Source organism: Rhodococcus sp. USK10, assembly GCF_019378875.1.
Taxonomy (GTDB): domain Bacteria; phylum Actinomycetota; class Actinomycetes; order Mycobacteriales; family Mycobacteriaceae; genus Rhodococcus_F; species Rhodococcus_F pseudokoreensis.
This window is the reverse complement of record NZ_CP076048.1, coordinates 666,400-688,440: the sequence shown is the minus strand read 5'-3', so window position 1 is coordinate 688,440 and position 22,041 is coordinate 666,400. Positions and strand designations below refer to the sequence as shown.

General features: G+C 67.9%; 17 protein-coding genes. 9 read left to right on the top strand and 8 right to left on the bottom strand.

Features of this window, described 5'->3' with window-relative positions; genetic code table 11:
• Positions 1 to 3: 3 nt before the first annotated feature.
• Positions 4 to 2,541 (bottom strand): polynucleotide kinase-phosphatase, encoded by a 2,538-nt coding sequence (locus I1A62_RS10030; protein WP_219458621.1) that lies wholly within the window; start codon positions 2,539 to 2,541, stop codon positions 4 to 6.
• Complete coding sequence (locus tag I1A62_RS10025; protein WP_219458620.1) at positions 2,534 to 3,961, bottom strand: 3' terminal RNA ribose 2'-O-methyltransferase Hen1; 1,428 nt, start codon at positions 3,959 to 3,961, stop codon at positions 2,534 to 2,536. Before I1A62_RS10025 ends, I1A62_RS10030 begins: the two co-directional genes overlap by 8 nt.
• 168 nt (positions 3,962 to 4,129) lie before the next feature.
• Between I1A62_RS10025 and I1A62_RS10020 the strand changes: the two genes are divergently transcribed.
• Positions 4,130 to 4,936, top strand: a complete 807-nt coding sequence (locus tag I1A62_RS10020) for a hypothetical protein (protein WP_257890774.1) — start codon at positions 4,130 to 4,132, stop codon at positions 4,934 to 4,936.
• 212 nt (positions 4,937 to 5,148) lie between these two features.
• Here the strand turns inward: I1A62_RS10020 and I1A62_RS46305 are convergent, their stop codons facing one another.
• Genes I1A62_RS46305 through I1A62_RS10010 form a run of 3 tightly spaced genes read right to left on the bottom strand, consistent with a single transcriptional unit; the run spans position 5,149 to position 5,759 of the window.
• The gene (locus I1A62_RS46305; protein WP_257890773.1) at positions 5,149 to 5,298 is read right to left on the bottom strand and encodes a hypothetical protein; all 150 of its coding nucleotides are present in this window, start codon (positions 5,296 to 5,298) and stop codon (positions 5,149 to 5,151) included.
• Positions 5,299 to 5,301: 3 nt separating this feature from the next.
• Positions 5,302 to 5,508, bottom strand: a complete 207-nt coding sequence (locus I1A62_RS10015; RefSeq protein WP_124394028.1) for a hypothetical protein — start codon at positions 5,506 to 5,508, stop codon at positions 5,302 to 5,304.
• A complete protein-coding gene (locus I1A62_RS10010) occupies positions 5,505 to 5,759 on the bottom strand; it encodes a hypothetical protein (RefSeq protein ID WP_206011063.1) in 255 nt (84 codons plus the stop codon). The genes I1A62_RS10015 and I1A62_RS10010 overlap by 4 nt, the downstream gene beginning before the upstream one ends.
• A gap of 227 nt (positions 5,760 to 5,986) precedes the next feature.
• On the opposite strand from I1A62_RS10010, the gene I1A62_RS10005 reads away from it, so the two are divergent.
• On the top strand, positions 5,987 to 6,175 hold the full coding sequence (locus tag I1A62_RS10005) for a ChaB family protein (RefSeq protein ID WP_072941588.1): 189 nt from the start codon (positions 5,987 to 5,989) through the stop codon (positions 6,173 to 6,175).
• A gap of 59 nt (positions 6,176 to 6,234) precedes the next feature.
• Here the strand turns inward: I1A62_RS10005 and I1A62_RS10000 are convergent, their stop codons facing one another.
• On the bottom strand, positions 6,235 to 6,960 hold the full coding sequence (locus I1A62_RS10000) for a GntR family transcriptional regulator (protein ID WP_219458619.1): 726 nt from the start codon (positions 6,958 to 6,960) through the stop codon (positions 6,235 to 6,237).
• A gap of 51 nt (positions 6,961 to 7,011) precedes the next feature.
• Between I1A62_RS10000 and I1A62_RS09995 the strand changes: the two genes are divergently transcribed.
• Complete coding sequence (locus I1A62_RS09995; protein WP_219458618.1) at positions 7,012 to 9,855, top strand: FAD-binding and (Fe-S)-binding domain-containing protein; 2,844 nt, start codon at positions 7,012 to 7,014, stop codon at positions 9,853 to 9,855.
• Between the two features lie 70 nt (positions 9,856 to 9,925).
• Here I1A62_RS09995 and I1A62_RS09990 read toward each other — a convergent pair whose 3' ends face one another.
• Positions 9,926 to 11,317, bottom strand: coding sequence for an amino acid permease (locus I1A62_RS09990; protein WP_219458617.1), 1,392 nt, complete (start codon positions 11,315 to 11,317; stop codon positions 9,926 to 9,928).
• Positions 11,318 to 11,589: 272 nt separating this feature from the next.
• On the opposite strand from I1A62_RS09990, the gene I1A62_RS09985 reads away from it, so the two are divergent.
• Positions 11,590 to 12,720: a CdaR family transcriptional regulator gene (locus I1A62_RS09985; protein WP_219458616.1), complete on the top strand. Its 1,131-nt coding sequence runs from the start codon at positions 11,590 to 11,592 to the stop codon at positions 12,718 to 12,720.
• Between the two features lie 19 nt (positions 12,721 to 12,739).
• Here the strand turns inward: I1A62_RS09985 and I1A62_RS09980 are convergent, their stop codons facing one another.
• A complete protein-coding gene (locus tag I1A62_RS09980) occupies positions 12,740 to 13,657 on the bottom strand; it encodes a LysR family transcriptional regulator (RefSeq protein WP_219458615.1) in 918 nt (305 codons plus the stop codon).
• 169 nt (positions 13,658 to 13,826) lie between these two features.
• On the opposite strand from I1A62_RS09980, the gene I1A62_RS09975 reads away from it, so the two are divergent.
• The 5 genes from I1A62_RS09975 to I1A62_RS09955 all read left to right on the top strand — a co-directional run bounded on the left by I1A62_RS09975 (position 13,827) and on the right by I1A62_RS09955 (position 21,887).
• A complete protein-coding gene (locus I1A62_RS09975) occupies positions 13,827 to 15,290 on the top strand; it encodes a VOC family protein (RefSeq protein ID WP_219458614.1) in 1,464 nt (487 codons plus the stop codon).
• Positions 15,291 to 16,847 carry an aldehyde dehydrogenase family protein gene (locus I1A62_RS09970; RefSeq protein ID WP_219458613.1) on the top strand — a complete coding sequence of 519 codons (1,557 nt, stop codon included), beginning with the start codon at positions 15,291 to 15,293 and terminating at the stop codon, positions 16,845 to 16,847. It abuts the gene before it with no gap.
• 35 nt (positions 16,848 to 16,882) lie between these two features.
• The gene (locus I1A62_RS09965) at positions 16,883 to 18,031 is read left to right on the top strand and encodes a Glu/Leu/Phe/Val dehydrogenase (protein ID WP_219458612.1); all 1,149 of its coding nucleotides are present in this window, start codon (positions 16,883 to 16,885) and stop codon (positions 18,029 to 18,031) included.
• A 48-nt stretch (positions 18,032 to 18,079) separates the two neighbouring features.
• Positions 18,080 to 19,246: an FAD-binding oxidoreductase gene (locus I1A62_RS09960; RefSeq protein ID WP_219458611.1), complete on the top strand. Its 1,167-nt coding sequence runs from the start codon at positions 18,080 to 18,082 to the stop codon at positions 19,244 to 19,246.
• An 88-nt stretch (positions 19,247 to 19,334) separates the two neighbouring features.
• Positions 19,335 to 21,887 (top strand): excinuclease ABC subunit UvrA, encoded by a 2,553-nt coding sequence (locus tag I1A62_RS09955; protein WP_219458610.1) that lies wholly within the window; start codon positions 19,335 to 19,337, stop codon positions 21,885 to 21,887.
• The last annotated feature ends 154 nt before the right edge of the window (positions 21,888 to 22,041 follow it).

Sequence of the window (22,041 nt, the reverse complement as noted above, 5' to 3'; positions counted from 1 at the left end):
CGGCTACAACCGTGGGTCCACCGGCTCGGACTCCAGCGCCAGAACCGCGAACACCGCTTCATGCACGCGCCACAGCGGGTCGCCTTCGGTGAGCCGGGTCAGCGCCTCGAGACCGAGCGCATGTTCGCGCAGGGCCATCGATCGTTTGCGGCCGAGTGATCGGTCGCGGAGAACATCGAGGTTCTCGGTGTAATCGGGGCCGTATATGATTCGCAGGTATTCCCGTCCCCTCACCTTGATGCCCGGCTGAATCCTCCGGTGCGCCAGTTCTGCGGGTGTGGGGCCGAGTGGCTTGACCACCATGCCCTCACCGCCGGCATCGGTCAGTTGCGACCACCAGGTGGTCGCCGCGTCCCGGGACTCGTCGGACGTGAGATCGACGAGCTGGTGCCTGGTCGCGGCGATGAGGGGATCGTCGAGTGTCGCCAGCTTCGCGAGGTGCCAGGAGTGCGGTTCGGTGACTGCAGTCGCGCGGCCGTCACAGGCGAGGATGTGGAACGGCGCGAGCCGCACTCCGTCCAGGCCGGTCACCGGCCAGCAGTACCGCGCGTATGCGTCCCTGAAACGCCGGGCGTTGGCCGCGCGGGTTCGGTTGTGAGCCAACAGGTCTGCGACGTCCAACCCCCGCGCCGCGGCCCGTTCCAGCGCGGTGATCGCGTCCGGCAGCGCCGCACCCGCCGCGGCGCCGACCGACGCGTATTGGCTGCGAATCAGTTCTCCCGCCTTCGCCGACCACGGCAGCAGTTCGCAATCGAGCGCCAGCCACGACGACCCGAGGTCGTCCATCAGCGGCCTGCACGCGGTGCGGAGCCGCGCCACCAGTTCGCTCATCGTGGCCGGGTCGTCGAAGAACGGTCGGCCGGTGCGGGTGTAGACGATCCCCGAGCTTCCGTCGGTGACACCGAACCGCTCCGCCGCGGTTGCGGCATCGTAGGCCAGCACGGCGATCGCCCGGGAACCCATGTGCTTCTCCTCGCACACGATCTCGGTGACCCCGCTCGCCGCGAACTCGGCGAAGGCCTGCGCAGGGTGTTCCAGGTAGCCGTCGAGGTTCGAGGTGGCCGGCGGAGCCATGGTCGGCGGCAGGTACACCAGCCAGCGCGGGTCGACGGCGAACCGGCTCATGATCTCGAGCGCGGCGGCGGAGTTCTCCTCACGCACCTTGATGCGTCCCTTGTTGTAGCGGACGTCGAGGTGCCGTGTTCCGCGCACGTCGTCGATCGACAACAGGGCCGGATCGCGCTGCGTCCGACGACCCGGTGCGGCCCGCCCCGTGTCGAGTGGTCGCGCCGGTTCGAACCACACCTGCTCGGCCGGAACGGACACGATGTCCTTACCGGGGTAGCGCAGGGCGGTCAGCTTGCCGCCGAAGACGACCCCGGTGTCGAGGCAGATGGTGTTGTTGATCCACTCGGTCTCCGGAACGGGCGTGTGGCCGTAGACGACGACGGCCCGCCCGCGGTACTCGTGGGCCCACGGGTACCGCACCGGTAGCCCGTACTCGTCGGTCTCGCCGGTGGTGTCGCCATAGAGGGCGAACGAACGAACCCGCGCCGATGCGCGGCCGTGGTAGGCCTCCTTCAGCCCGGCATGCGCGACCACCAGGTTTCCGCCGTCGAGTTCGTAGTGGCTGATCAGACCGTCGATGAACGCGTGCGCCGACTTACGGAAGTCGTCGGGTTCCGCGGCAAGCTGATCGAGCGACTCCTGCAGACCGTGCGAGGCGGCGACCTTCCGGCCGTGCAGCGCCCGCGCGAGCTTCTGTTCGTGATTGCCTGAGACGCACAGCGCCGTTCCTGCCGCCACCATGCCCATCACCAGGCGCAGCACTCCCGGGGTGTCCGGTCCGCGGTCGACCAGGTCGCCGACGAACACCGCGGTCCGCCCCTCGGGGTGGTAGGCGCCGGCGCCGTCGGACTGGAGCTGCCAGCCGAGTTCCCGCAGCAGCGTTTCCAGTTCGCTTCGGCAGCCGTGGACGTCGCCGATGATGTCGAACGGTCCGGTCAGATCACGCTTGTCGGTCCAGGCCTTCTCGATCGACACCGACGCCGAGTCGATGGCATCGACACCGGAGAGCACGTGCACTCGCCGGAAGCCTTCGCGGCCGATCCTCGGCAGCGACCGCCGAAGGTCCTTGTGCTGCCGTCGGATCACGTGTGCACCGAAGTCGCGGTCCGGTCGGGTCGCGTTGCGCGCGATCGCGACGTCGTCGGGAACGTCGATCACGATCGCGTCCACCAGGACGTCATGGGACTTGGCCAGATCGATCAGTGCCTTGCGCGCTTCACGCTGCACATTGGTGGCATCGACGACCGTGAGCAGACCACGCCGCAGCCGGGTCCCGGCGATGTAGAGCAGCACGTCGAAGGCGTCCGAGGTTGCGGCCTGGTCGCTTTCGTCGTCGGCGACCAGCCCCCGGCAGAAGTCGGACGACAGCACCTGGGTCGGGGCGAAATGCCGCGCAGCGAAGCCGGACTTGCCGCTGCCGGACACACCCACGAGAACCACCAGCGACAGAGCCGGCACAGAGATGTCAGGCATCGGAACCACCCGCCCGCGCGAAAACCGCCATCTGAGTCGGTGAACCGACCTCGGAGTCGTCCTCGCCGACCGGCCGGAAGTCGGCGGAGTATCCGTGGACCTGGCAGACGTTGCCTGCCCACGAACGGAATTCGGCCCTGGACCACTCGAAGCGGTGGTCTCGGTGACGCATTCCCACGAGGTCGGCGTACCGCACGTTGTACTCGGAGTTGGGTGTCGTCACGATGACGTGCCCGGGCCGCGCAGCACCGAAGATCACCTGTTCGAGTGCGGTGAGCCGCGGCGGGTCGATGTGCTCGATGACCTCCATCAACACGGCCGCGTCGTAGCCGGCGAACCTGTGGTCGGTGTAGGTGAGGGCCGCCTGGAACAGCTGTAGACGCTCGCGGCGGCGCTCCGGCATGCGATCGAGCCGCAGCCGACGTGCGGCGATCGTCAGCGCCCGGGTCGACACGTCCACCCCGGCGATCTCGGTGAAACGGGGATCGTCGAGCAGCGCGGAAACGAGTTGACCGGAACCGCATCCGAGGTCGATGACCGTGCGGGCCTCGAGTTCGCCGAGGGCTCCGAGGACCGCCTCGCGCCGAAGCAGGTTCAGCGGCGGGGCGGCCACGGTTTCCGCCGCGACCGCCGCGTCGCTGCCGGGCTCCTCGTCGACCGGTGGTTCCAACCGCTCCGCCACGTCGTCGCCGAGTTCGGCGAGCCGCTCGAACGCCGAGCGCGTCAGGGCGGACTGATGCCGCAGGTAACGGCGGGTGATGAGGGTTCTCTCCGGGTGCTCCGCGAGCCAGGATCCACCGGCCCGGATCAGCTTGTCGACCTCGTCGGAGGCGACCCAATAGTGTTTGGCGTCGTCCAGCACCGGAAGCAATACGTACAGGTGGTTGAGAGCGTCGGCGAGCCGGATGTCGCCGCGCAGGGTGAGCCGGACATAGCGGGAGTCGCCCCATTCCGGAAACGCATCGTCGAGCGGCACGGGGCGTGCCTCGACGGTCCACCCGAGTGGCGTGAATAGTTGTTCGGCCAGTTCCGGTCCACCGCGACACGGCAGTGCGGGCAGCGAAATCTCCAGGGGGATCGGCGTCGCGGCCAACTCCGGTTTGAGGGGGCACCGTCCGGCACGGGCGGTGCGGAAGACGTCCGCCAACGCCACCGACAGCAGCGACGACACGGCGTACGGCCGGTCGTTGACGTACTGGCCGAGCGCGTAGTCGGCGGACCTGCCCGACGTGCGGGCGAGCCGGATCGCATCGACATCGAGCAACAACGCTACCGTGCAACGATTTTCGTTCGCCTCGGGATAGAACACGCGTGCGACACCGCAGGATTGGGTGAACTCCTGAACCCGATCGGGGTGCTTGTGCAGCAGGTACCCGAGATCGGTTGCCGGGCGCGCCGTCGTGGAAATCGTCAGGATCACCAGGCACAGTCTGCCGTAGGCAGGGCGTCCGCCGCACCAGATTTTCGGGCCGAGGAGGCGGCCGCCTGAGTTACGGTGAGCAAGGATGGGGGAGGGCAGTCGTGGTCGAGGACCGGAAGCGGAGACGGCGGGACAGCGCAGTACCCGACGCGGATACCGGGGTGTGCTGTGGTCGAACCGCCCTCGGATCCTGAACGTGTCAACTTCGCCGTCGTCGGCTCGCAGGAGTACGACAACCCGAAGTATCCGTGGTTCTCCAGGGCGAAGGCGGCAGCGATGACACAAGCCGTCGTCAGTGCGTTGCCGGACTCGGTGGACTTGGTCTTCGCCAGTCCACGCGAGTCTCTGGAGTTCGAACCGATCGCCGATTACGACGCGTCCGCCTTCCCCCGGGAGGGGGATGCGGACCTGTTCAGCGGATCGACCGCCGCCCGCGGCTCGCTGATCCGGGACGGGCACGTCGGAACGTTGACGGTCGATGTCCGGGCCTGGGACCGTCCCGTCCCGCCGTGCGTGGCAGGGGCGTTGGATCGACGCGACACCCTCCCGGACGGAACGGTGCTCGATTCGCTGGACAGCTGGTTCGAGATCAACGGGGTTCGCACCCTCGAGCGCACCGTCGTCGCCTACCTTCCCGACGGCACCCGGGTCGTCGCCACGTCCGGCGACGCCGACAACACCGATCCGAGGGTGGGCACCAAGCCCAGCGGACACATTCCCTTGACCCTCGACGAGTTGACCGCGATCGCCACCATCATGCCGCTGAGGGCGACGGCGCAGGTCGTCCCGGCCGTGCCGCTGATGCCGTCCTGCGGGGCGGACACCGATGGGAACGGGCCGGAGTTGACCCGCGAGACGGTGGATCGGCTCGACCGGGCGCCCGAAGCGCGGTGGGCGGATATGCCGAGCAACAGCGATCTCACCCTTGACCGACCGATCGGATCACTGACCGACCGATCGGATCACTCCGGTTGACCGACTTCGGTAAGGACAACGTCTGCGAGCTGGTCACCGTGGAATCTCCCGCCGGGGCCGGGCGCCTGGATATTGCCGTCGTCAGCGGCCGATCCGCGCCTTCTCCGCAGGACGAGTACCTGAACGGGATCGATCCGGATCGCGCCATTACCAGGTTGCCCGACGGATCCACTGTCACCCTTCGCGGTCTACCCATCCAACGGCGGCAGCGCCTACTTCTCCATCACCCTTCCCACCACCCAATAGATCATCATCAGCACCACCCCCATCGGGGGTTCCACCGTGCCGGTGACGTTGGAGCAGATCGAATACCTGGCCACCGCGCCCGAACTCGACTTGGGCTGAACGCCGACGAAGACCATCCGTCACATGCTGTCGAAGATGCGTTCTTCCGGGACTCCGGCGTTCTGTGCTGAGGTGACGGCGTCGAGGAGGTCGTCGGTGAGTTGCTCGAAGGTGGCGGTGCGGACCCGTTCCGGGGGCCGGTCGCTCGGGCGGGTGGTCAGGAAGCAGTGCAGCATCGCGCACGTGTCGCGCACGTGTTCGAGAGCCCGGCGTTGGTCGTCGTTCATTGCAGGTCCGATTGGCGGTCGACGCTCGGCGCCCGCGTGTCGTGCGGTTCCCTGTGGGGACAGGCGTGGTCGACCGCCCGCAGCAGTTCGTGGGTGAGTCGTCGGTAGGTGGAGAGCCATCGGTGGTCGACGGGTTCGTCGCGCAGGTATGCAGTCAAGGTGGCGGTGTTCTCGCCGGTATCCAACCATCGGCGTAGGTCGGTGGTGCGATCCTGGACGTGCTGCAACAAAGAGTGTGGCGAAACGGGCATCGAGTCTCCTCTGGTGCGGAATTCCCTTCGGCGATAATGAATTTCACATGGCGGCGAGCTTCCCGAGCCATTGTTGCCTATACCGGTGTCGGATGCTGGTGTTTCCCGGTCTGTGCCGCCGCTGTCGGGAGTCGGAAAACTTGCCCAACTTCGGTTCCGTCGCGGTGGGACCGGGCGGACAATCGATGGGTACGACATCAAGCCCATGACCGAGAAGGAGTGGAGCCGTGAACCGGACAGACCTCCCACAGACACTGCGGAGATCATCGAAGGAGGTGCAGGCCGCTTTCGCTACGGCACACGAGACTGCCGTTCGGCGGTACGGCGAGGGCGAGGAGGCTCAACGAGCGGCGTACGGGGAGCTCAAACAATCGTTCGAACTCGTGACGGACCACTGGGTGCCCAAGCAGGACTGATGTCGCACCCGTGAGTACTTGTCAACCGCCGGACGTTGACAAGTACTCACGGGTGGAGGTCAGACGACGGCAGACCAGATTTCGTCGACGGACCGATCGGACGCCTCGGTGCGGAGAGCCTGTGCGACGAGCAGGCGTCCGGTGTTTTCGAGGTGCCTGCGCATCGCGGCTTCGGCCTCGTCGGGTTGACCGGCGATGATCGCGTCGATGACAGGTGTGTGCTCGTCGTCGATGTCGGTGAGGGTTCTGGTCTTGTCGGCGGTGTTGGCCCCGAGCAGCCGGGTGGTCTCGCGCAGTGTCTTGACGATCGCGCGGGCCCGGCTGTTGTCGGCGGCGTCGAGGATCAGGTCGTGAAGCCCGAGGTCGTGGTGGGCGAACTCGTGTTCGTCGCCGACAGCCGCTGCGTCCCGCATCAGGCGCTGCTGGTGGAGCAGCGCGTCCGACAAGGCGGGGTCTGATGCGGTCGCGGCCTTGCGGACGGCGGGAAGTTCCAGCGCCAATCGGACTGCGAAGATCTCGGCGATCTCCTTGGGCTGGGGGAGCAGAATGCGGAACCCCTGCCGAGCCTCGAATTTGATGAGTCCCACTTCTTCGAGACGGAGCAGCGCGTCGCGCACGGGGGTGCGGGAGATGCCCAGGCCCTCGGCGAGTTGGTAGACCGAGTACTTCACTCCCGGCTTCATGCGGCCGTCGTCGATGGCGGCCCGCACGGCCGCGATCGCCTGCTCCATCCGTCGTCCCGGGAATGGGGTGAGCGGTTCGAGTTCGAGCGCTTCGTCTGCCACCGGATCACTGTAACAACACGGGACTGTTCGTAGCATGCTAGAAGTTGTAGCATGCTACGAATGATCACCGCTGAATCACTGGCCGCTGAGCTGCGCAGTTCTGGAGTGAGCGATGTTCTCTCCGACGGAACGACCCGCGCCGCCTATTCGTCCGACGCGTCCCTGTACCGGGTGCGGCCGCTGGTCGTCGCGCGGCCACGGCACGCCGACGAGGTCGCGGCGGCGCTCGCGGTGTGCCGCCGGGAGGGCGTGCCGCTGACCAGTCGTGGAGGCGGCACCTCGGTGGCGGGCAACGCGGTCGGGACGGGACTGATCCTGGACTTCAGCCGGCACATGAACCGGGTGCTCTCGATCGACACGGACGCACAGACCGCGACGGTGGAGCCGGGCACGATCCAGACGGTGCTGCAGCAGGCGGTGGCACCGCACGGCCTGCGATTCGGGCCCGACCCGTCGACCTCCACCCGCTGCACGATCGGCGGGATGATCGGCAACAACGCGTGCGGGTCCCGCACTCTCGGTTACGGCCGGACCTCGGACAACGTGACGGGTCTAGACGTGCTCGCCGGAACCGGGGAGTCGCTGCAACTGGGCGGTGCCGGCGAGGTGACGGCATCCCCGGCACTGACTGCATTGCAGCACGTCACCCGCGGCGGCCTGGCGACCATCCGCACCGAACTAGGCCAGTTCGGCCGTCAGGTGTCGGGCTATGCCCTCGAACATCTCCTGCCGGAGAACCGGTTCGACGTGACCCGCATGCTGGTCGGCACCGAGGGCACGCTCGCGGTGGCGACCCGGGCCACGGTTCGGCTGGTGTCCGAGCCCGCCCACCGCGTTCTGGTCGTCCTGGGATACGCCGACATCGCGTCGGCGGGTGACGCGACCCCGCTGGTGCTGAAGTTCGATCCGACGGCCTGCGAGGGGATCGATTCCCGGATTGTCGACGTCGTGCGCGAGCGTCGCGGCCCGGGCGCGGTTCCGCCGCTGCCAGCAGGAGCGGCGTGGTTGTTCGTCGAGGTGGTCGGCGAAGACGTCGACGAGACGATCGCTCGGGCTCAGCAGGTCGGACGCGACTGCGGCGCCATGGACAGCCTCGTGGTCACCGACGCCGCCCGCACCGCCGAGTTGTGGCGGATCCGGGCCGACGGAGCCGGGCTCGCCGGGCGCAGCCCCGCCGGGCTGCCCGCGCACGCGGGGTGGGAGGACGCGGCCGTGCCACCGGCAATGCTGGGCGACTACCTCCGCGACTTCGATGCGCTGATGAACGACTACAACGTCACCGGCCTGCCGTACGGGCATTTCGGCGACGGATGCCTGCACGTGCGCATCGACTGGCCGCTCGACCAGCCCGGCGGCAGCGGCATCTTCCGGGAGTTCCTGTTTGCGGCAAGCAAACTGGTCGCCGGCTACGGCGGTTCCCTCTCCGGTGAGCACGGTGACGGCCGCGCCCGCAGCGAACTCCTGCCACTGATGTACTCACAGGACGCGATGACCCTTTTCGGGGCCGTCAAGCACGTCTTCGACCCCGACAACATTCTCAACCCGGGTGTCGTCGTCGACCCCCGCCCCGTCGACGCGGATCTGCGGGTGCCGGCCGCCCCGCTCGTGCGCCGCCAACTCGCGATGGCCTATCACCACGACGACGGCGACTTCACCCAGGCCGTGCACCGCTGCACCGGCGTCGGGAAGTGCCGGGCCGACAACACCGCCACCGGCGGAGTGATGTGCCCGTCGTATCAGGCGACGCGGGAGGAGAAGGACTCCACCCGCGGCCGTGCACGCGTCCTGCAGGAAATGATCAACGGCACCGCCATCGACGGAGGCTGGCGTTCGCCGGAGGTCCACGACGCCCTCGAGCTGTGCCTGTCCTGCAAGGGATGTTCCTCGGACTGCCCGACCGGGGTCGACATGGCCGCGTTCAAATCCGAAGTGCTGCACCAGAGCTACCAGGGTCGCATCCGCCCCGCCTCCCACTACTCGCTGGGGTGGCTCCCGCGCTGGGCGAAGATCGCCAGCCGCGCCCCCGGTCCGGTCAACGCCCTGATGCGCGTTCCCGGCATCGGACCGCTGGCGTTGTCGTCGGCCGGAGTGGACAGGCGCCGCACCATCCCCCCGTTCGCGAAACAGACGTTCCGATCCTGGTTCAAGGCCACCGAGAACGACCGCGCCACCACCGGCGACCCAGTGCTGCTGTTCGTGGACTCGTTCACCAACTACTTCACCCCCGAGGTCGGGCACGCCACCGTGCGGGTACTCGAGGCCGCAGGGTACCGACCGCAGTTGACCGACAAACAGCAGTGCTGCGGACTGACCTGGATCTCGACCGGGCAGCTCACCGCGGCGAAGAAGATCCTCGGACGTACCGTGGACGCGCTGTCCGGAAGCGCCGCGGCCGGAATCCCGATCGTCGGGATGGAGCCGTCCTGCACCGGGGTCCTGCGCTCGGACGCCGCGGAACTGCTCGGGAGGGCGGCCGCCGATCCGGTCGCCGAGGCCACCCGCACCCTGGCGGAACTGTTGACGGACCGAGGGTGGGAACCGCCGTCCCTCGAGGGCAAATCCGTTGTCGCGCAGCCACACTGCCACCACCATTCGGTGATGGGGTGGAGTCCGGACGCGCAGCTCCTGGAGAAGGCCGGTGCGCAGGTGCAGCGGCTGGGTGGATGTTGCGGTCTGGCAGGGAACTTCGGCGTCGAGAAGGGACACTACGAGGTGTCCGTCGCAGTCGCCGAACAGCAGCTTCTCCCTGCCGTGGCCGGAGCTGACGCCGACACCACCATCCTGGCGGACGGATACTCGTGCCGGACCCAGCTCGCGGATCTGACCGATCGCCGCGGTGACCACCTGGCGCAGCTTCTCGCCGCGCAGCTCGACGCGGACCGTGCGCGGGACTGAACCTCGGGTGCGCGCACGACAAGGGGCGGCGGCAGGAGACGGTGTGTCTCGCATGCCGCCGCCCCGGGTGCTAGTTCGTGACGGGTGCGGGGTGGTTGGTGACGGGTGGGTTGAGTCGTCGGCGGAGTCGGTAGGCGATCAGAGTTGCGATCAGGGCCGCGACGCTGAGGGAGATCTGGGATCGGGTTGTCTCGACGTAGAACATCGAGACCAGGACGGCGACGATGCTGCCGGCGGCGAGAATCGACAGGTACGGGAACAGCCACATTTTCAGGCGGAGCCGGGCGACTTCGTCGGGGATCATCAGGCCGCGGAGTTTGATCTGCGACATTGCGATCATGAGGTAGACCATGAGGATGGTGGCGCCGGAGGCGTTGAGGAGAAACGCGAAGACGGTGTCGGGGGAGAGGTAGTCCAGGCCGATGCAGGCGAAACCGACGAGGGTGGCCAGGAGCAGCGAGTTGCGGGGGACGCCGTGTCTGTCGAGTTTGGCGATGCCGTGCGGGGCGTCGCCCTTGTGGGCGAGGGTGAAGAGCATTCGGGAGGAGGTGTAGAGCCCGGAGTTGAGGCAGGACAGTACGGCGACGAGGATGACGGCATTCATGATGTCGGGTCCGCCGGGAATGCCCATGTGGGCGAGGGCGTCGACGAAGGGGGATTGGCCGATCTCGACGTCGGTCCAGGGAACGATGATGGCGAGCAACAGCACCGAGCCGATGTAGAAGAATCCGATGCGGGCGATGACGGAGTTGGTGGCTTTGGCGACGGCTTTTTCGGGTTCGGCGGATTCGGCTGCGGCGATCGTCGCGATTTCCGGGCCGACCATGGAGAACACGGCGACGACGACGCCGGAGAGAATGACCGTCCAGCCGTTGGGGGCGAAGCCGCCGAGGTCGGTGAGGTTGCTGAAGTCGGCGGTGTGGCCGGGCCAGAGGCCGAAGACGTAGGCCGCGCCGAGACCGAGGAACAGCAGGATCGCGGCGACTTTGATTCCCGCGAACCAGTATTCGAATTCGCCGAAGTTGCGGACCGAACGGAGATTGGTGGCGACCATGGCAAGCAGCAGGACGGTGGCCATCGTCCAGGAGGGCAGGTCGATCCAGCGTTGGAGGAGTTTGCCGCCGATGACGGCTTCGGCGCCGACGGCGACGACCCAGAAGAACCAGTAGAGCCAGCCGGTGGTGAAACCGGCCCAGCCGCCGAAGGCCTTGCGGGCGTAGCCGGCGAACGATCCGGTCGACGGATTGGTGGTGGCCATTTCGCCGAGCATGCGCATCACGAGGACGATGACGACGCCGGTGACGCCGTAGGAGATGAAGGCTGCGGGTCCGGAGGTGTGCAGCAGGGCGCTCGAGCCCACGAAGAGGCCTGCGCCGACGACGCCCCCGATCGCGATCATTGTCAGGTGGCGTTGCTTCAGAGACTTCTGCAACGTCTCGGGCGGTTGTTCGTGAGTGGACATCACACGCTCCAAAGGTCGAGTCGGACACGAGGGCGATCGGGCGCGATCCGTTCTGCGGTGGTCGGACGCTCCGACAGAGGAAGTGCCGAGGCCGGGGCCTGGCGAGATGGCGAACTTCCGTTCGTGTGTGACCAACGTAACGGCGCAACACGTAGCATGCTAGGGACAGCTGCCAGAATTTTCGGCCCCGGCGCTCAGACACTTGTATGGCCGACTCGGAATGATCGCAGTAAGTATTGCCCACGAAATATGCCGTTCACGGAGATGGTGAAGTGACTCTCGATGAAGTGGTCGCCGAGGTGGCCGAACGACTGTCGGCGTCGGTGGTGCTGGTCGATCGGGCCTTTTCGCTGATGGCCTACAGCACCCAGTCGCCGGGCGTCGACAGGGACCGGGTGCAGTCGATCCTCACCCGGAGTTGTCCGCCGGAAGCGCGGGCATGGTACGAGAGTTTCGGCATCGCCGACAGCATGCGCCCGGTCACCACGCCCGAGAATCCGCAGATCGAGGCGTCGTCACGGATCTGCCTCCCGGCCCGCTACGCCGGTTCGGCGTACGGGTATCTGTTCGTCCTACCGGACGAGAACAGCGCGGTGCCCGATCGTGATCTGACTGCCGCGATGTCCCTGGCCGGTCAGGCGGGAGCTCACCTCGCGCATACTTCGCGGGGCCGCGACGATCTGGCGGTCGCCGTCGCCGACCTCCTGGAAGGGGACAGGAAGGCGTTCGCCCGTGCGCTTGCCCGCATCGAAGACTCCGGACTCTTTCCCGACGGCGGCGCGCTGACCGTGCTGGCCGTCGACGGTCTCCTGCCCTCCCCCGGCACGCGCAGTCTGCTGGCGCCGATCGGATCGCTGACCGCCGTCGTGGTGCCTGCGGCGGATGGCGCCGTCGACCCTGTCCGGTCCATCGCCGAAAGCGGTGCGGGCGCCGGAGCGCTGGTCGGAGTGGGAGGGTCTTGTCGAGGACTGCGTTCGGCCCGGCGGAGCTGGCAGCAAGCCAAGCTGGGTGCCCGGGTCGCCCGGCACGACGAGTCGACGGGACCGATCGCCTACTGGGAAGAGCTCGGCATCTACCGGCTGGCGTCGTGCGGGCCCACCGGCGTCCTCGCCGATGCAGTCCTCACGCCGTCGGTGCGGGCCCTGCTCGACCACCGCAACATCGACCTGCTCGCCACCGCCCAGACCTATCTCGACCAGGCCGGCGATACCGGCGCCACCGCCGCGATCCTCGGCATCCACCGTCAGACCCTGTACTACCGGCTTGCGAAGATCGAGGAGGTCACCGGTCTCGACCTGTCTTTGGGCGCGCAGCGACTCGAGTTACACGTCGGCCTCACACTGGGACGCTTCATCGCCGAGCACCAGGGTGCACGGGACACCTCCACCGGCCAGGAGAACTGACTTTCCCTCGGTAGAGTCCTCATCGCGTCTCGGCCGTGGTCACGACGGCACGCACGATTTCGGTGACGGCCCGCACGGTGGGCCGGATCTCCGAGCCGGCGAGCCGCAGGAGCACGATCCGCCTGCCGATCTCCTGGGCGAGGTCGACCCGGACGATCGGTACCGAGCTGTTGAGCCTGATCATCATGTCCGTTACCGGAGCCGCGCCCAGCCCCTCCGCGGCCAGTGCCAGGGAAACGGCGGTGTCGACGATCGCGTGCCGTGCGATCGGTTCGAATCCTTCCTGCCGGCAGGCGATTCGGATGGCGCGACCGAACTGGGTTTCCGCGGGCGGCAGGATCCAGTTCCAGTCCGCGGCCTCGCGCAGATCGATCGTGCACTCGGTGCGGATGCCGTATGCCCCGGAGGAGACGGCGAGTCCGAATCGCTCGCTGCGCAGGGTGATCATCTCGATATCCGGAGTGCGGGGCATCGGCGCATTGGGGTAGTCCAGCCCGAAAGCGACGTCGACCTGTCCGCGCTGGACCGCGGTGGCGGCGTCGTCGACGTCGAGTTCGCGGCTGCTGAGGGCGAGGTGCGGGTACTCGCGCTGCGCGGCGGCCACCACCGGCGGCAGCAGCGCAGCGGCGGTACTGCCGAAGGTGCCGAGCAGAAGGGGCGCAGCAACGTCGTCGTGGACTGCGCGGAGCGCGTCGAGGGCGGTCTGTTCCGCGCTCAGGATTTTCAGGGCGTGTTCGGCCAGGACGACCCCGGAATCGGTGAGGACGACGTTGCGTCCCACCTTGGTGACGAGTTGCGAGCCGACGGCCTTCTCCAACGCTGCGATCTGCTGCGATACGGCGCCCGCGGTGTATCCGAGTTCTTCGGCGACCGCGACCATCGTTCCGCGCCGAGCCAGTTCCCGGAGCGTGACGAGGTGGGCCAGACTCATGTTCATATAGGGATCCTAAACGGTTCTGGCTAGTTTTCTTCGCTGGTGCTATTCAATCCGGCACGCCACGATGAACGAGCGGGAACGAAACGTCGAACTGCCGCACCGTTCGAAAACCCTCCGGCACACCACGACTTCGCCCTCACCCGACCCCATCGACCCTGGAGTTGCACGCATGCCGATCACCCAGCAGTGGGAACTGCGCGCCGAGTTCGCTCGCCGCCTCTCGCACATGTACGGGAAGGAAGTTCCCGCCTACACCACGTTGCTCGAGGTCTCGCAGGCCGTCAACGACGCCGTGCTGTCGCGTCCCGGTGCCGATGCCGAACGGCTGGGCTCGATCGCCCGGGTCACCGCCGAACGCCACGGAGCGATCCGTGTGGGCACCCCACAGGAGATGGCGCAGGTGGCACGCGTGTTCGCGGCCATGGGCATGTACCCGGTCGGGTTCTACGACCTGCGCGAGGCGGCTGCCAGTTCCGTCCCGGTCGTCTCGACCGCCTTCCGGCCCACGGACCCGGACGAACTGGCGCGCAACCCCTTCCGAGTGTTCACCTCGATGCTCGTCCCCTCGGACCGCCGCTTCTTCAGCGAAGATCTGCAGCGGCGAGTCGAGAGTTTCCTCGCCAGGCGCACGCTGTTCACCACCGAACTGCTGGTGCTCGCCGACCGGGCGAGCGAGTACCGGGGGCTGAATTCCGGTGACGCCGAGATGTTCCTGACCCTCGCGACGGCCGCGTTCAAGCTCTCCACCGAGGCCGTCGACCGCACCTGGTACCGCGAGCTCGAACAGGTGTCGTCGGTGGCCGCCGACATCGGCGGCGTCACCAGCACCCACGTCAACCACCTGACCCCGCGGGTCCTGGACATCGACGATCTCTACGCCCGCATGGAGCGTCGCGGCATCGACATGATCGACACGATCCAGGGACCGCCCCGGTGGGCCGGCCCGGATCTGCTGCTGCGTCAGACCTCGTTCCGCGCCCTCGCCGAACCACGGGTGTTCCGCGAGGCGGACGGCAGCGTCGAGAAGGGGTCGCTGCGAGTGCGTTTCGGTGAGGTCGAAGCCCGCGGCATCGCCGCCACCGTCCGCGGCCGGGAGGTCTACGACCGGTTGACCGTCGAGACCGAGCAGGCGGTGCGGGAGGCTGCCGCCGCCGCACCGGTGTCGGCCGAGGCGCGCAACGCGATCGCCGCGGAACTGTGGAATGAGCGGATGCCTGCCACCGAGCAGGGATTGGCCCTGCACGACCTCGCCTACTTCACGTACACGCTGAACACCGGCAAGCTGCCCAACGGGCACGCGCCGTCCCGGTCGCTGCCGGATCTGATCGACCAGGGCTGGGTCCGCCCCGAGCCGATCGTCTACGAGGACTTCCTGCCGAAGTCCGCGGCGGGGATCTTCCAGTCGAACCTGACGTCGGACGGTCGCAAGGACACCACCCAGTCGACGGCCGCTGTCGACGCCGACTGGATGGAGGGAGTCCTGGGCCGTCCCCTGCACGACCCGTATGCGCTCTACGACGGGATCCGCAGCGCATCCCTCGCTCGTGTGGCCACCGAACTGCACATCCGCGGACCCATCGACGTACCTGCACCCATCGCTACCCCACCCATCGCTACCCAGGGAGTCAAGTAAATGAGCACCGCTGTCGCCGACACCATCGCCCTGCCCACCACCGACGAACTGCGCACCCTCGCACGCACCAGCCTGCAACGATGCGGGGTCGACCCGGCCGTGCTCGACACCGCCGGGGTGACGAACACCGTCACCGCCCGCACCCCGGTCACCGGGGACGCCCTGTTCGACTACCCGGCCGCAGGCGCCGCCGACGTCGAGGCCGCGATCGACGCCGCCCACGACGCGTTCCTGCAATGGCGCACCGTTCCCGGACCGGTCCGCGGATTCCTGATCAAGCGCCTCGGCGAACTGCTCACCGAGCACAAGGAAGACGTCGCCAACCTGATCGGCATCGAGGTCGGCAAGATCCGCTCGGAGGCCCTCGGCGAGGTCCAGGAAATGATCGACATCTGCGACTTCGCGGTCGGACTGTCCCGCCAGCTCGACGGCCGCACCATGCCCTCGGAGCGCCCCGGCCACCGCCTGATGGAGACCTGGCACCCGCTCGGCGTCGTCGGTGTCGTCTCCGCGTTCAACTTCCCGGCCGCGGTGTGGTCCTGGAATCTCGCCCTGGCCATCGTCTGCGGTGACGCGGTGATCTGGAAGCCCGCCCAGCTGACCACCCTGACCGCCGCCGCCTGCTCCGCGCTGTTCGACCGCGCCGCAGAGGAATCGGGCGCACCGGCCAACCTGAACGTCCTCGTCTCGGCGAGTGCCGCCGACACCCAGGCACTGATCGACAGTCCAAAGGTGCCGCTGATCTCCGCCACCGGCTCCGAGCGGATGGGGGAGCAGATCGCCCCGCGCGTCGCCGTTCGCTTCGGCCGCGCCATCCTCGAACTCGGCGGCAACAACGCCGCGGTCGTCACCCCGTCCGCGGACCTCGAGCTCGCCACCCGCGGCATCGTCTTCGCCGCCGCGGGCACCGCAGGTCAGCGGTGCACCTCGATGCGCCGCATCATCGTTCACCAGGACATCGCCGACGAGCTGATCGACCGGATCTCCCAGGTCTACCGGCACCTCCCGATCGGCGACCCGTTCGCCGACGGCACCCTCGTGGGCCCGCTGATCGACGGCAAGTCCCACGCCAACATGACCGAAGCCCTCGAGCAGGCCGTCGCGCAGGGCGGGCAGATCCTCGTCGGTGGTCGGCGCAGGCCCAGCAGCGACAATTCGTACTACGTCGAGCCCGCGATCGTGCGGATGCCGACCCAGAGCGAGATCGTCAAGGACGAAACCTTCGCCCCGATCCTCTACGTCCTGACCTACGACACGTTCGAGGAGGCGATCGCTCTGCACAACGACGTCCCGCAGGGTCTGTCGTCGTCGATCTTCACCACCGACCAGCGCGAGGCCGAGCGGTTCATCGCCGCTGACGGTTCGGACTGCGGCATCGTCAACGTCAATATCGGCACGTCCGGCGCCGAGATCGGTGGCGCATTCGGCGGGGAGAAGACCACCGGCGGCGGCCGCGAATCCGGCTCCGACGCCTGGCGCGCCTACATGCGCCGCGCCACGAACACCGTCAACTACTCCCGTGAGCTGCCCCTGGCTCAGGGCGTCAACTTCGCCTGACATCCCCCTTTCGACTCGCACGAGGAGCAACGACGATGTTCGAACTGATCGACGAATGGGGCCCGGAGAAGGTCGTGTGTGTCTCCGACGCGCGCACCGGCATGCGCGGCGTTCTGGTCATCGACAACACCGCCCGCGGAATGGGCAAGGGCGGCACCCGCATGTCCACCACCGTCAGTGTCGGCGAGGTCGTCCGGCTGGCCCGGAACATGACCTGGAAATGGGCCGGGGTCGACCTCTTCTACGGCGGCGCCAAGGCCGGGATCTGGGCCGACCCGAACGCCGAGTCGAAGGAAGCGGTCCTGCGGGCGTTCGTGCGGGCCCTGCGCAACGAGGTCCCCGAGGAATACGTTTTCGGGCTCGACGTCGGACTGACCGAGAAGGACGCCGCGATCATGCTCGACGAGGTCGGTGGCCGGGGCGGCGCCGTCGGCACCCCACACGCGCTCGGCGGACTCCCGTACGACCAGCTCGGGGTCACCGGCCACGGAGTCGCGGAGTCGGCCGACGCCGCCGCGCAGGCGATCGGCCTGTCCACCGGTTCGCTGAGCGTATCCATCCAGGGCTTCGGAGCGGTCGGCGCGGCGAGCGCGAAACGCCTCGCCGAACTGGGCGCCACCGTCGTCGCCGTCTCGACGTCGCGAGGTGGCATCCACAACCCGGACGGCCTCGACGTCGCCACCCTGCTCGACCTGCGCGAACGATACGGTGACGGACTGGTCGACGAGTACTCCGACGCCAAGCCGCTCGCCGCCGGGGAAGAACTCTCGGTGACGGCGGACGTCCTGATCCCGGCCGCATTGCAGGACGTCATCGACGCCGATCTCGCCCGGACATTGCCCGCCAGGATCGTCGTCGAAGGTGCGAACCTGCCGAGCAGCCCCGAGGCGCAGACGGTGCTGCGCGGCCGCGGCGTGACCGTCGTCCCGGACTTCATCGCCAACGCCGGCGGCGTGGTGGCCGCAGCCGTGGCCATGGACGCCCGTTACTCCGGTATCCGTCCCGAACCCGCTGCGGTGTTCGCCAACATCTCGAACAAGCTGCGCGCCAGCACCATCGACACCCTGGAAGCGTCGCAGGCTCAGGGACGTACCACCCACGAGGTGGCGCGCAGCACCGCCCAGGACCGCGTGCGCGAAGCCATGGTGTTGCGTGGACGGGCTCCGCGGAACGCGGCGTTCTAGAAGACGGTCCGGCATAACATAATCACTCTTCAGGAAAGTAGAAGCGACATGAGCAAGGAACTCCCCGAACAGGCGTCCGTCGTCGTGATCGGCGGTGGCGTCATCGGCGCCAGTATCGCGTTCCACCTTGCCGAATCCGGGGTCTCCGATGTCGTCCTCCTGGAAAAGGACGAGTTGGCCTGCGGCTCGACCTGTAAGGCCGCCGGCGGTGTCCGTGCGTCGTTCAGTAACGAGGCCAACATCGCGATCGGACTGCGCGGCCTCGAGGTGTATTCGCGGTTCGCCCAGGACTACGGCCAGGAGATCGACTTCGGCCGCGACGGCTACCTCTACCTCCTCTCGGACCAGACCAACGTCGACATCTTCACCGAAAGCGTGGCGCTGCAGAACCGGCACGGTGTGCCGAGCCGGATGATCACGCCCGACGACGCGAAGAAGATCTCGCCGCTCATCAGCACCGACGGGCTCCTCGCCGCCTCCTGGTCCCCCGAAGACGGCAAGGCCACGCCGGAATCGGTGGTGATGGGGTACGCCGCGGCCGCCCGTCGCCACGGTGCCCGCATCATCCGGCACTGCGCGGTCACCGACATCGAGAGCACGGGCGGCGCCATCACCGCCGTGGTCACCGAACACGGACGTATCGCGACGCGCACCGTGGTCTGCGCCGCCGGGGCGTGGTCTGCGGAGATCGGGACCATGGTCGGGGTGGATATCCCCGTGGTCCCCGTCCGCCGGCAGATCGCGTTCACCGAGCCGCTGTCCGAGTTGCCGGAGTTCTCGCCGTCGCTGACCATCGACTTTCCCTCGAACTTCTATTTCCATCCCGAAGGCAAAGGTCTGTTGCTGGGCTGGTCCGACCCGGACGAGCCCGAGGGATTCAACCTCAGGTTCGAACTCGAGGATTGGCTGATGGGTCTCGGCGCGATCGCCGAGACCCGGGTGCCGGCCGTGCTGGACTACGGCATCAGCACCGGCTGGGCCGGACTCTACGAGGTCACTCCCGACCGCAACCAGATCATCGACCGATCCACCGAGGTGGACGGCCTGCTCATCGCGACCGGTTACTCCGGCCACGGCTTCCTGATGGGACCGGCGACCGGTGAGATCGTGCGCGACCTGTACCACGGTAGAGAGCCCGGGTACGACATCGGTTCGTTCGCCCTGCGCCGCTTCGCGAAGACCGGTATCGGCGCAGGCGAGACGAACATCGTCTGACCCGACGCACCACCGGGACGCCCGTTCCATCCCTCGAGGAAGACTGGGACCCGACCTGCCCGAGCACGAACCGACACCTGGAGCAGTTGTGCCGACCCTCGATCCCGGACCGCCGGCCGAACCATCACCCGCCCGGGCATTCGCCGGCATCGAGGTGTTCGACGCCCGCGAACACAACCTCGCCCACGTCGACGTGTTCATTCCCCGGGATTGCATCGTCGCGTTCACCGGGGTGTCGGGATCGGGCAAGTCGTCGTTGGCCTTCGGCACCATCTACGCCGAAGCGCAACGACGCTTTCTCGAGTCCGTCACCCCGTACGCGCGCCGATTGATGGATCAGGTCGGCGCACCCAGGGTGGGGGACATCACGGGGCTTCCCCCGGCGGTCGCGTTGCAGCAGGCCCGCGGTCACACGTCCGCCAGATCGTCGGTCGGTACCCTCACCCACATCTCCAACGTGCTCCGCATGCTGTTCTCCCGGGCCGGCACCTACCCGCCGGACGCCGACATCCTCGACTCGAACGCCTTCTCGCCCAACACCCCGGAAGGGGGATGCCCGACCTGCCACGGACTCGGACGCACCCACGACGTCGACGTCGACGCCCTGGTCCCGGACCCGAGCCGCTGTATCCGCGACGGCGCCGTCGCCGCCTGGCCCGGTGCGTGGCTGGGGAAGAACTACCGCGACATCCTCGACACCCTCGGGATCGATGTGGACCGCCCCTGGTCGGAACTCCCTGCAGACCAACGTGAGTGGATCCTCACCACCGAGGAGCAGCCCACGGTGACGGTGTCACCGATCCGCGACCCGGGCAAGATGGTGCGCGACTACGAGGGAACGTTCTCGAGCGCCCGCACCTACGTCCTGCACACCTTCGCGACGACGAAGAGCGCAACCCAGCGGGCGAAGGTCTCGCGATACCTGGTCTCCCGCCCCTGCAGCGCGTGCGATGGTAAGCGGCTGCGCCCGGAGGCACTGGCGGTGCGGTTCGCCGGCCTCGACATCGCCGACGCGACCGAACTGCCACTGGCCGATCTGGCCACGGTCCTCGAAGCCGCCGTCGCATCCCGCGATGCCTCCGCAGGCGACGCTACCGACCGAGCATCGGAGGCGTTGGTGGACAACCTACTCGGAGGTCTCCGGGGGTTGTCCGAGCTCGGACTGGGATACCTGAGTCTCGGCCGATCGACTACAACCCTGTCGCCGGGGGAGCTTCAGCGCCTGCGGCTGGCCACCCAGCTGCAGTCGGGCCTGTTCGGAGTGCTGTACGTCCTGGACGAGCCGTCCGCGGGCCTGCACCCCGCCGACACCGAGGCGCTGGTCGCTGCCGTGCGGCGGCTTCGCGCGGCAGGCAACTCCGTCTTCGTCATCGAACACAACCTCGACGTCGTCCGGGCGGCGGACTGGATCGTCGATGTCGGCCCCGATGCCGGGGAGCACGGTGGGCGGGTCCTCTACAGCGGCCCGGTGGACGGTCTCGCGGCGATCGCCGAATCCGTCACCCGCCGATACCTTTTCGAACAATCGGGCATTTACCAGGAGCCCGCACAGCCGAGCACGTGGATCGAACTCTCCGGCATCACGATGCACAATCTGCGGGATCTGAGCGTGCGGATCCCGCTCGGGGTGCTCACCGCGGTCACCGGCGTGTCCGGCTCGGGCAAATCCACGCTCGTCAGCCGTGTGCTCACGGACGTCGTCGCCCGGCACCTCGGCGTCGACGACGAACCCGGACCCGACACCGTCAGCGACGACGCCGACGACGCCGACGACTCCACGGCCGTGATGGCCGACGGCCGCGACACCGCCGAACCGACGGTGGTGTCGTCTCACGGGCTCGGACACATCGACCGGCTGGTGCGGGTGGACCAGACCCCGATCGGGCGGACTCCGCGCTCGAATCTCGCGACGTACACCGGACTGTTCGACGTGATCCGGAAGCGTTTCGCTGCACACCCCACCGCTCGCGAGCGCGGATACAGTCCCGGCCGATTCTCGTTCAACGTCACCGGTGGCCGATGCGACGAGTGCGAGGGCGCCGGTGTGATCACCATCGGCATGCTGTTCCTGCCCGAGGCCTCGGCGCCGTGCCCGGTCTGCGCCGGCGCACGTTACAACGCCGAGACCCTCGAGATCCTGGTCGACGGCCGGTCGATCGCCGACGTCCTCGGGATGACCGTCGACGATGCCCGGGACTTCCTGAACCACGTCCCGGCCGCGAAGAAGAGCCTGGACATGCTGGTGGAGGTGGGTCTCGGATATCTGCGGCTCGGCCAATCGGCCACCACGCTGTCGGGTGGGGAGGCGCAACGCGTCAAGCTGGCCGGCGAACTGCAGCGCGTCCGATCCGGGCACACGCTCTACGTGCTCGACGAACCCACCACCGGACTGCACCCCGCCGACGTGGATCGACTCATGGTGGTGCTGCGCCGTCTCGTCGCGGCGGAAAACACCGTCGTCCTGGTCGAACACGACATGTCGGTCATCGCCTCGGCGGACTGGATGATCGATCTCGGACCCGGCGGCGGAGACAACGGCGGCCGCATCATCGCCTCGGGTCAGCCGGCGATCGTCGCAGAGACGGCTGGCTCCGCCACCGCCGCCTATCTCGGTCGGCACCTCGCACCGTCCGCGGTGTAGGTCTGGGGGAGGGTTCGCTCCATCGGTACCCCGCCCGCCTGGCCATGGTCGGCGAGTGTGGGCCGGTCGATGGGCGCCTGCGGCCGGGTTTCCGAACCTCGGTGCGGACGGAGTTCTGCAACCATCTGCTGTTGCCAGTAGGCTCCGATCGTGG

Excerpts from the sequence above, each read along its gene's own strand:
- I1A62_RS10030 (WP_219458621.1), bottom strand. The coding sequence starts at position 2,541 with ATGCCTGACATCTCTGTGCCGGCTCTGTCGCTGGTGGTTCTCGTGGGT.
- I1A62_RS46305 (WP_257890773.1), bottom strand. The coding sequence starts at position 5,298 with ATGGTCTTCGTCGGCGTTCAGCCCAAGTCGAGTTCGGGCGCGGTGGCC.
- I1A62_RS10015 (WP_124394028.1), bottom strand. The coding sequence starts at position 5,508 with ATGAACGACGACCAACGCCGGGCTCTCGAACACGTGCGCGACACGTGC.
- I1A62_RS10010 (WP_206011063.1), bottom strand. The coding sequence starts at position 5,759 with ATGCCCGTTTCGCCACACTCTTTGTTGCAGCACGTCCAGGATCGCACC.
- I1A62_RS09995 (WP_219458618.1), top strand. The coding sequence starts at position 7,012 with ATGCTACGAATGATCACCGCTGAATCACTGGCCGCTGAGCTGCGCAGT.
- I1A62_RS09990 (WP_219458617.1), bottom strand. The coding sequence starts at position 11,317 with ATGTCCACTCACGAACAACCGCCCGAGACGTTGCAGAAGTCTCTGAAG.
- I1A62_RS09980 (WP_219458615.1), bottom strand. The coding sequence starts at position 13,657 with ATGAACATGAGTCTGGCCCACCTCGTCACGCTCCGGGAACTGGCTCGG.
- I1A62_RS09975 (WP_219458614.1), top strand. The coding sequence starts at position 13,827 with ATGCCGATCACCCAGCAGTGGGAACTGCGCGCCGAGTTCGCTCGCCGC.
- I1A62_RS09970 (WP_219458613.1), top strand. The coding sequence starts at position 15,291 with ATGAGCACCGCTGTCGCCGACACCATCGCCCTGCCCACCACCGACGAA.
- I1A62_RS09965 (WP_219458612.1), top strand. The coding sequence starts at position 16,883 with ATGTTCGAACTGATCGACGAATGGGGCCCGGAGAAGGTCGTGTGTGTC.
- I1A62_RS09960 (WP_219458611.1), top strand. The coding sequence starts at position 18,080 with ATGAGCAAGGAACTCCCCGAACAGGCGTCCGTCGTCGTGATCGGCGGT.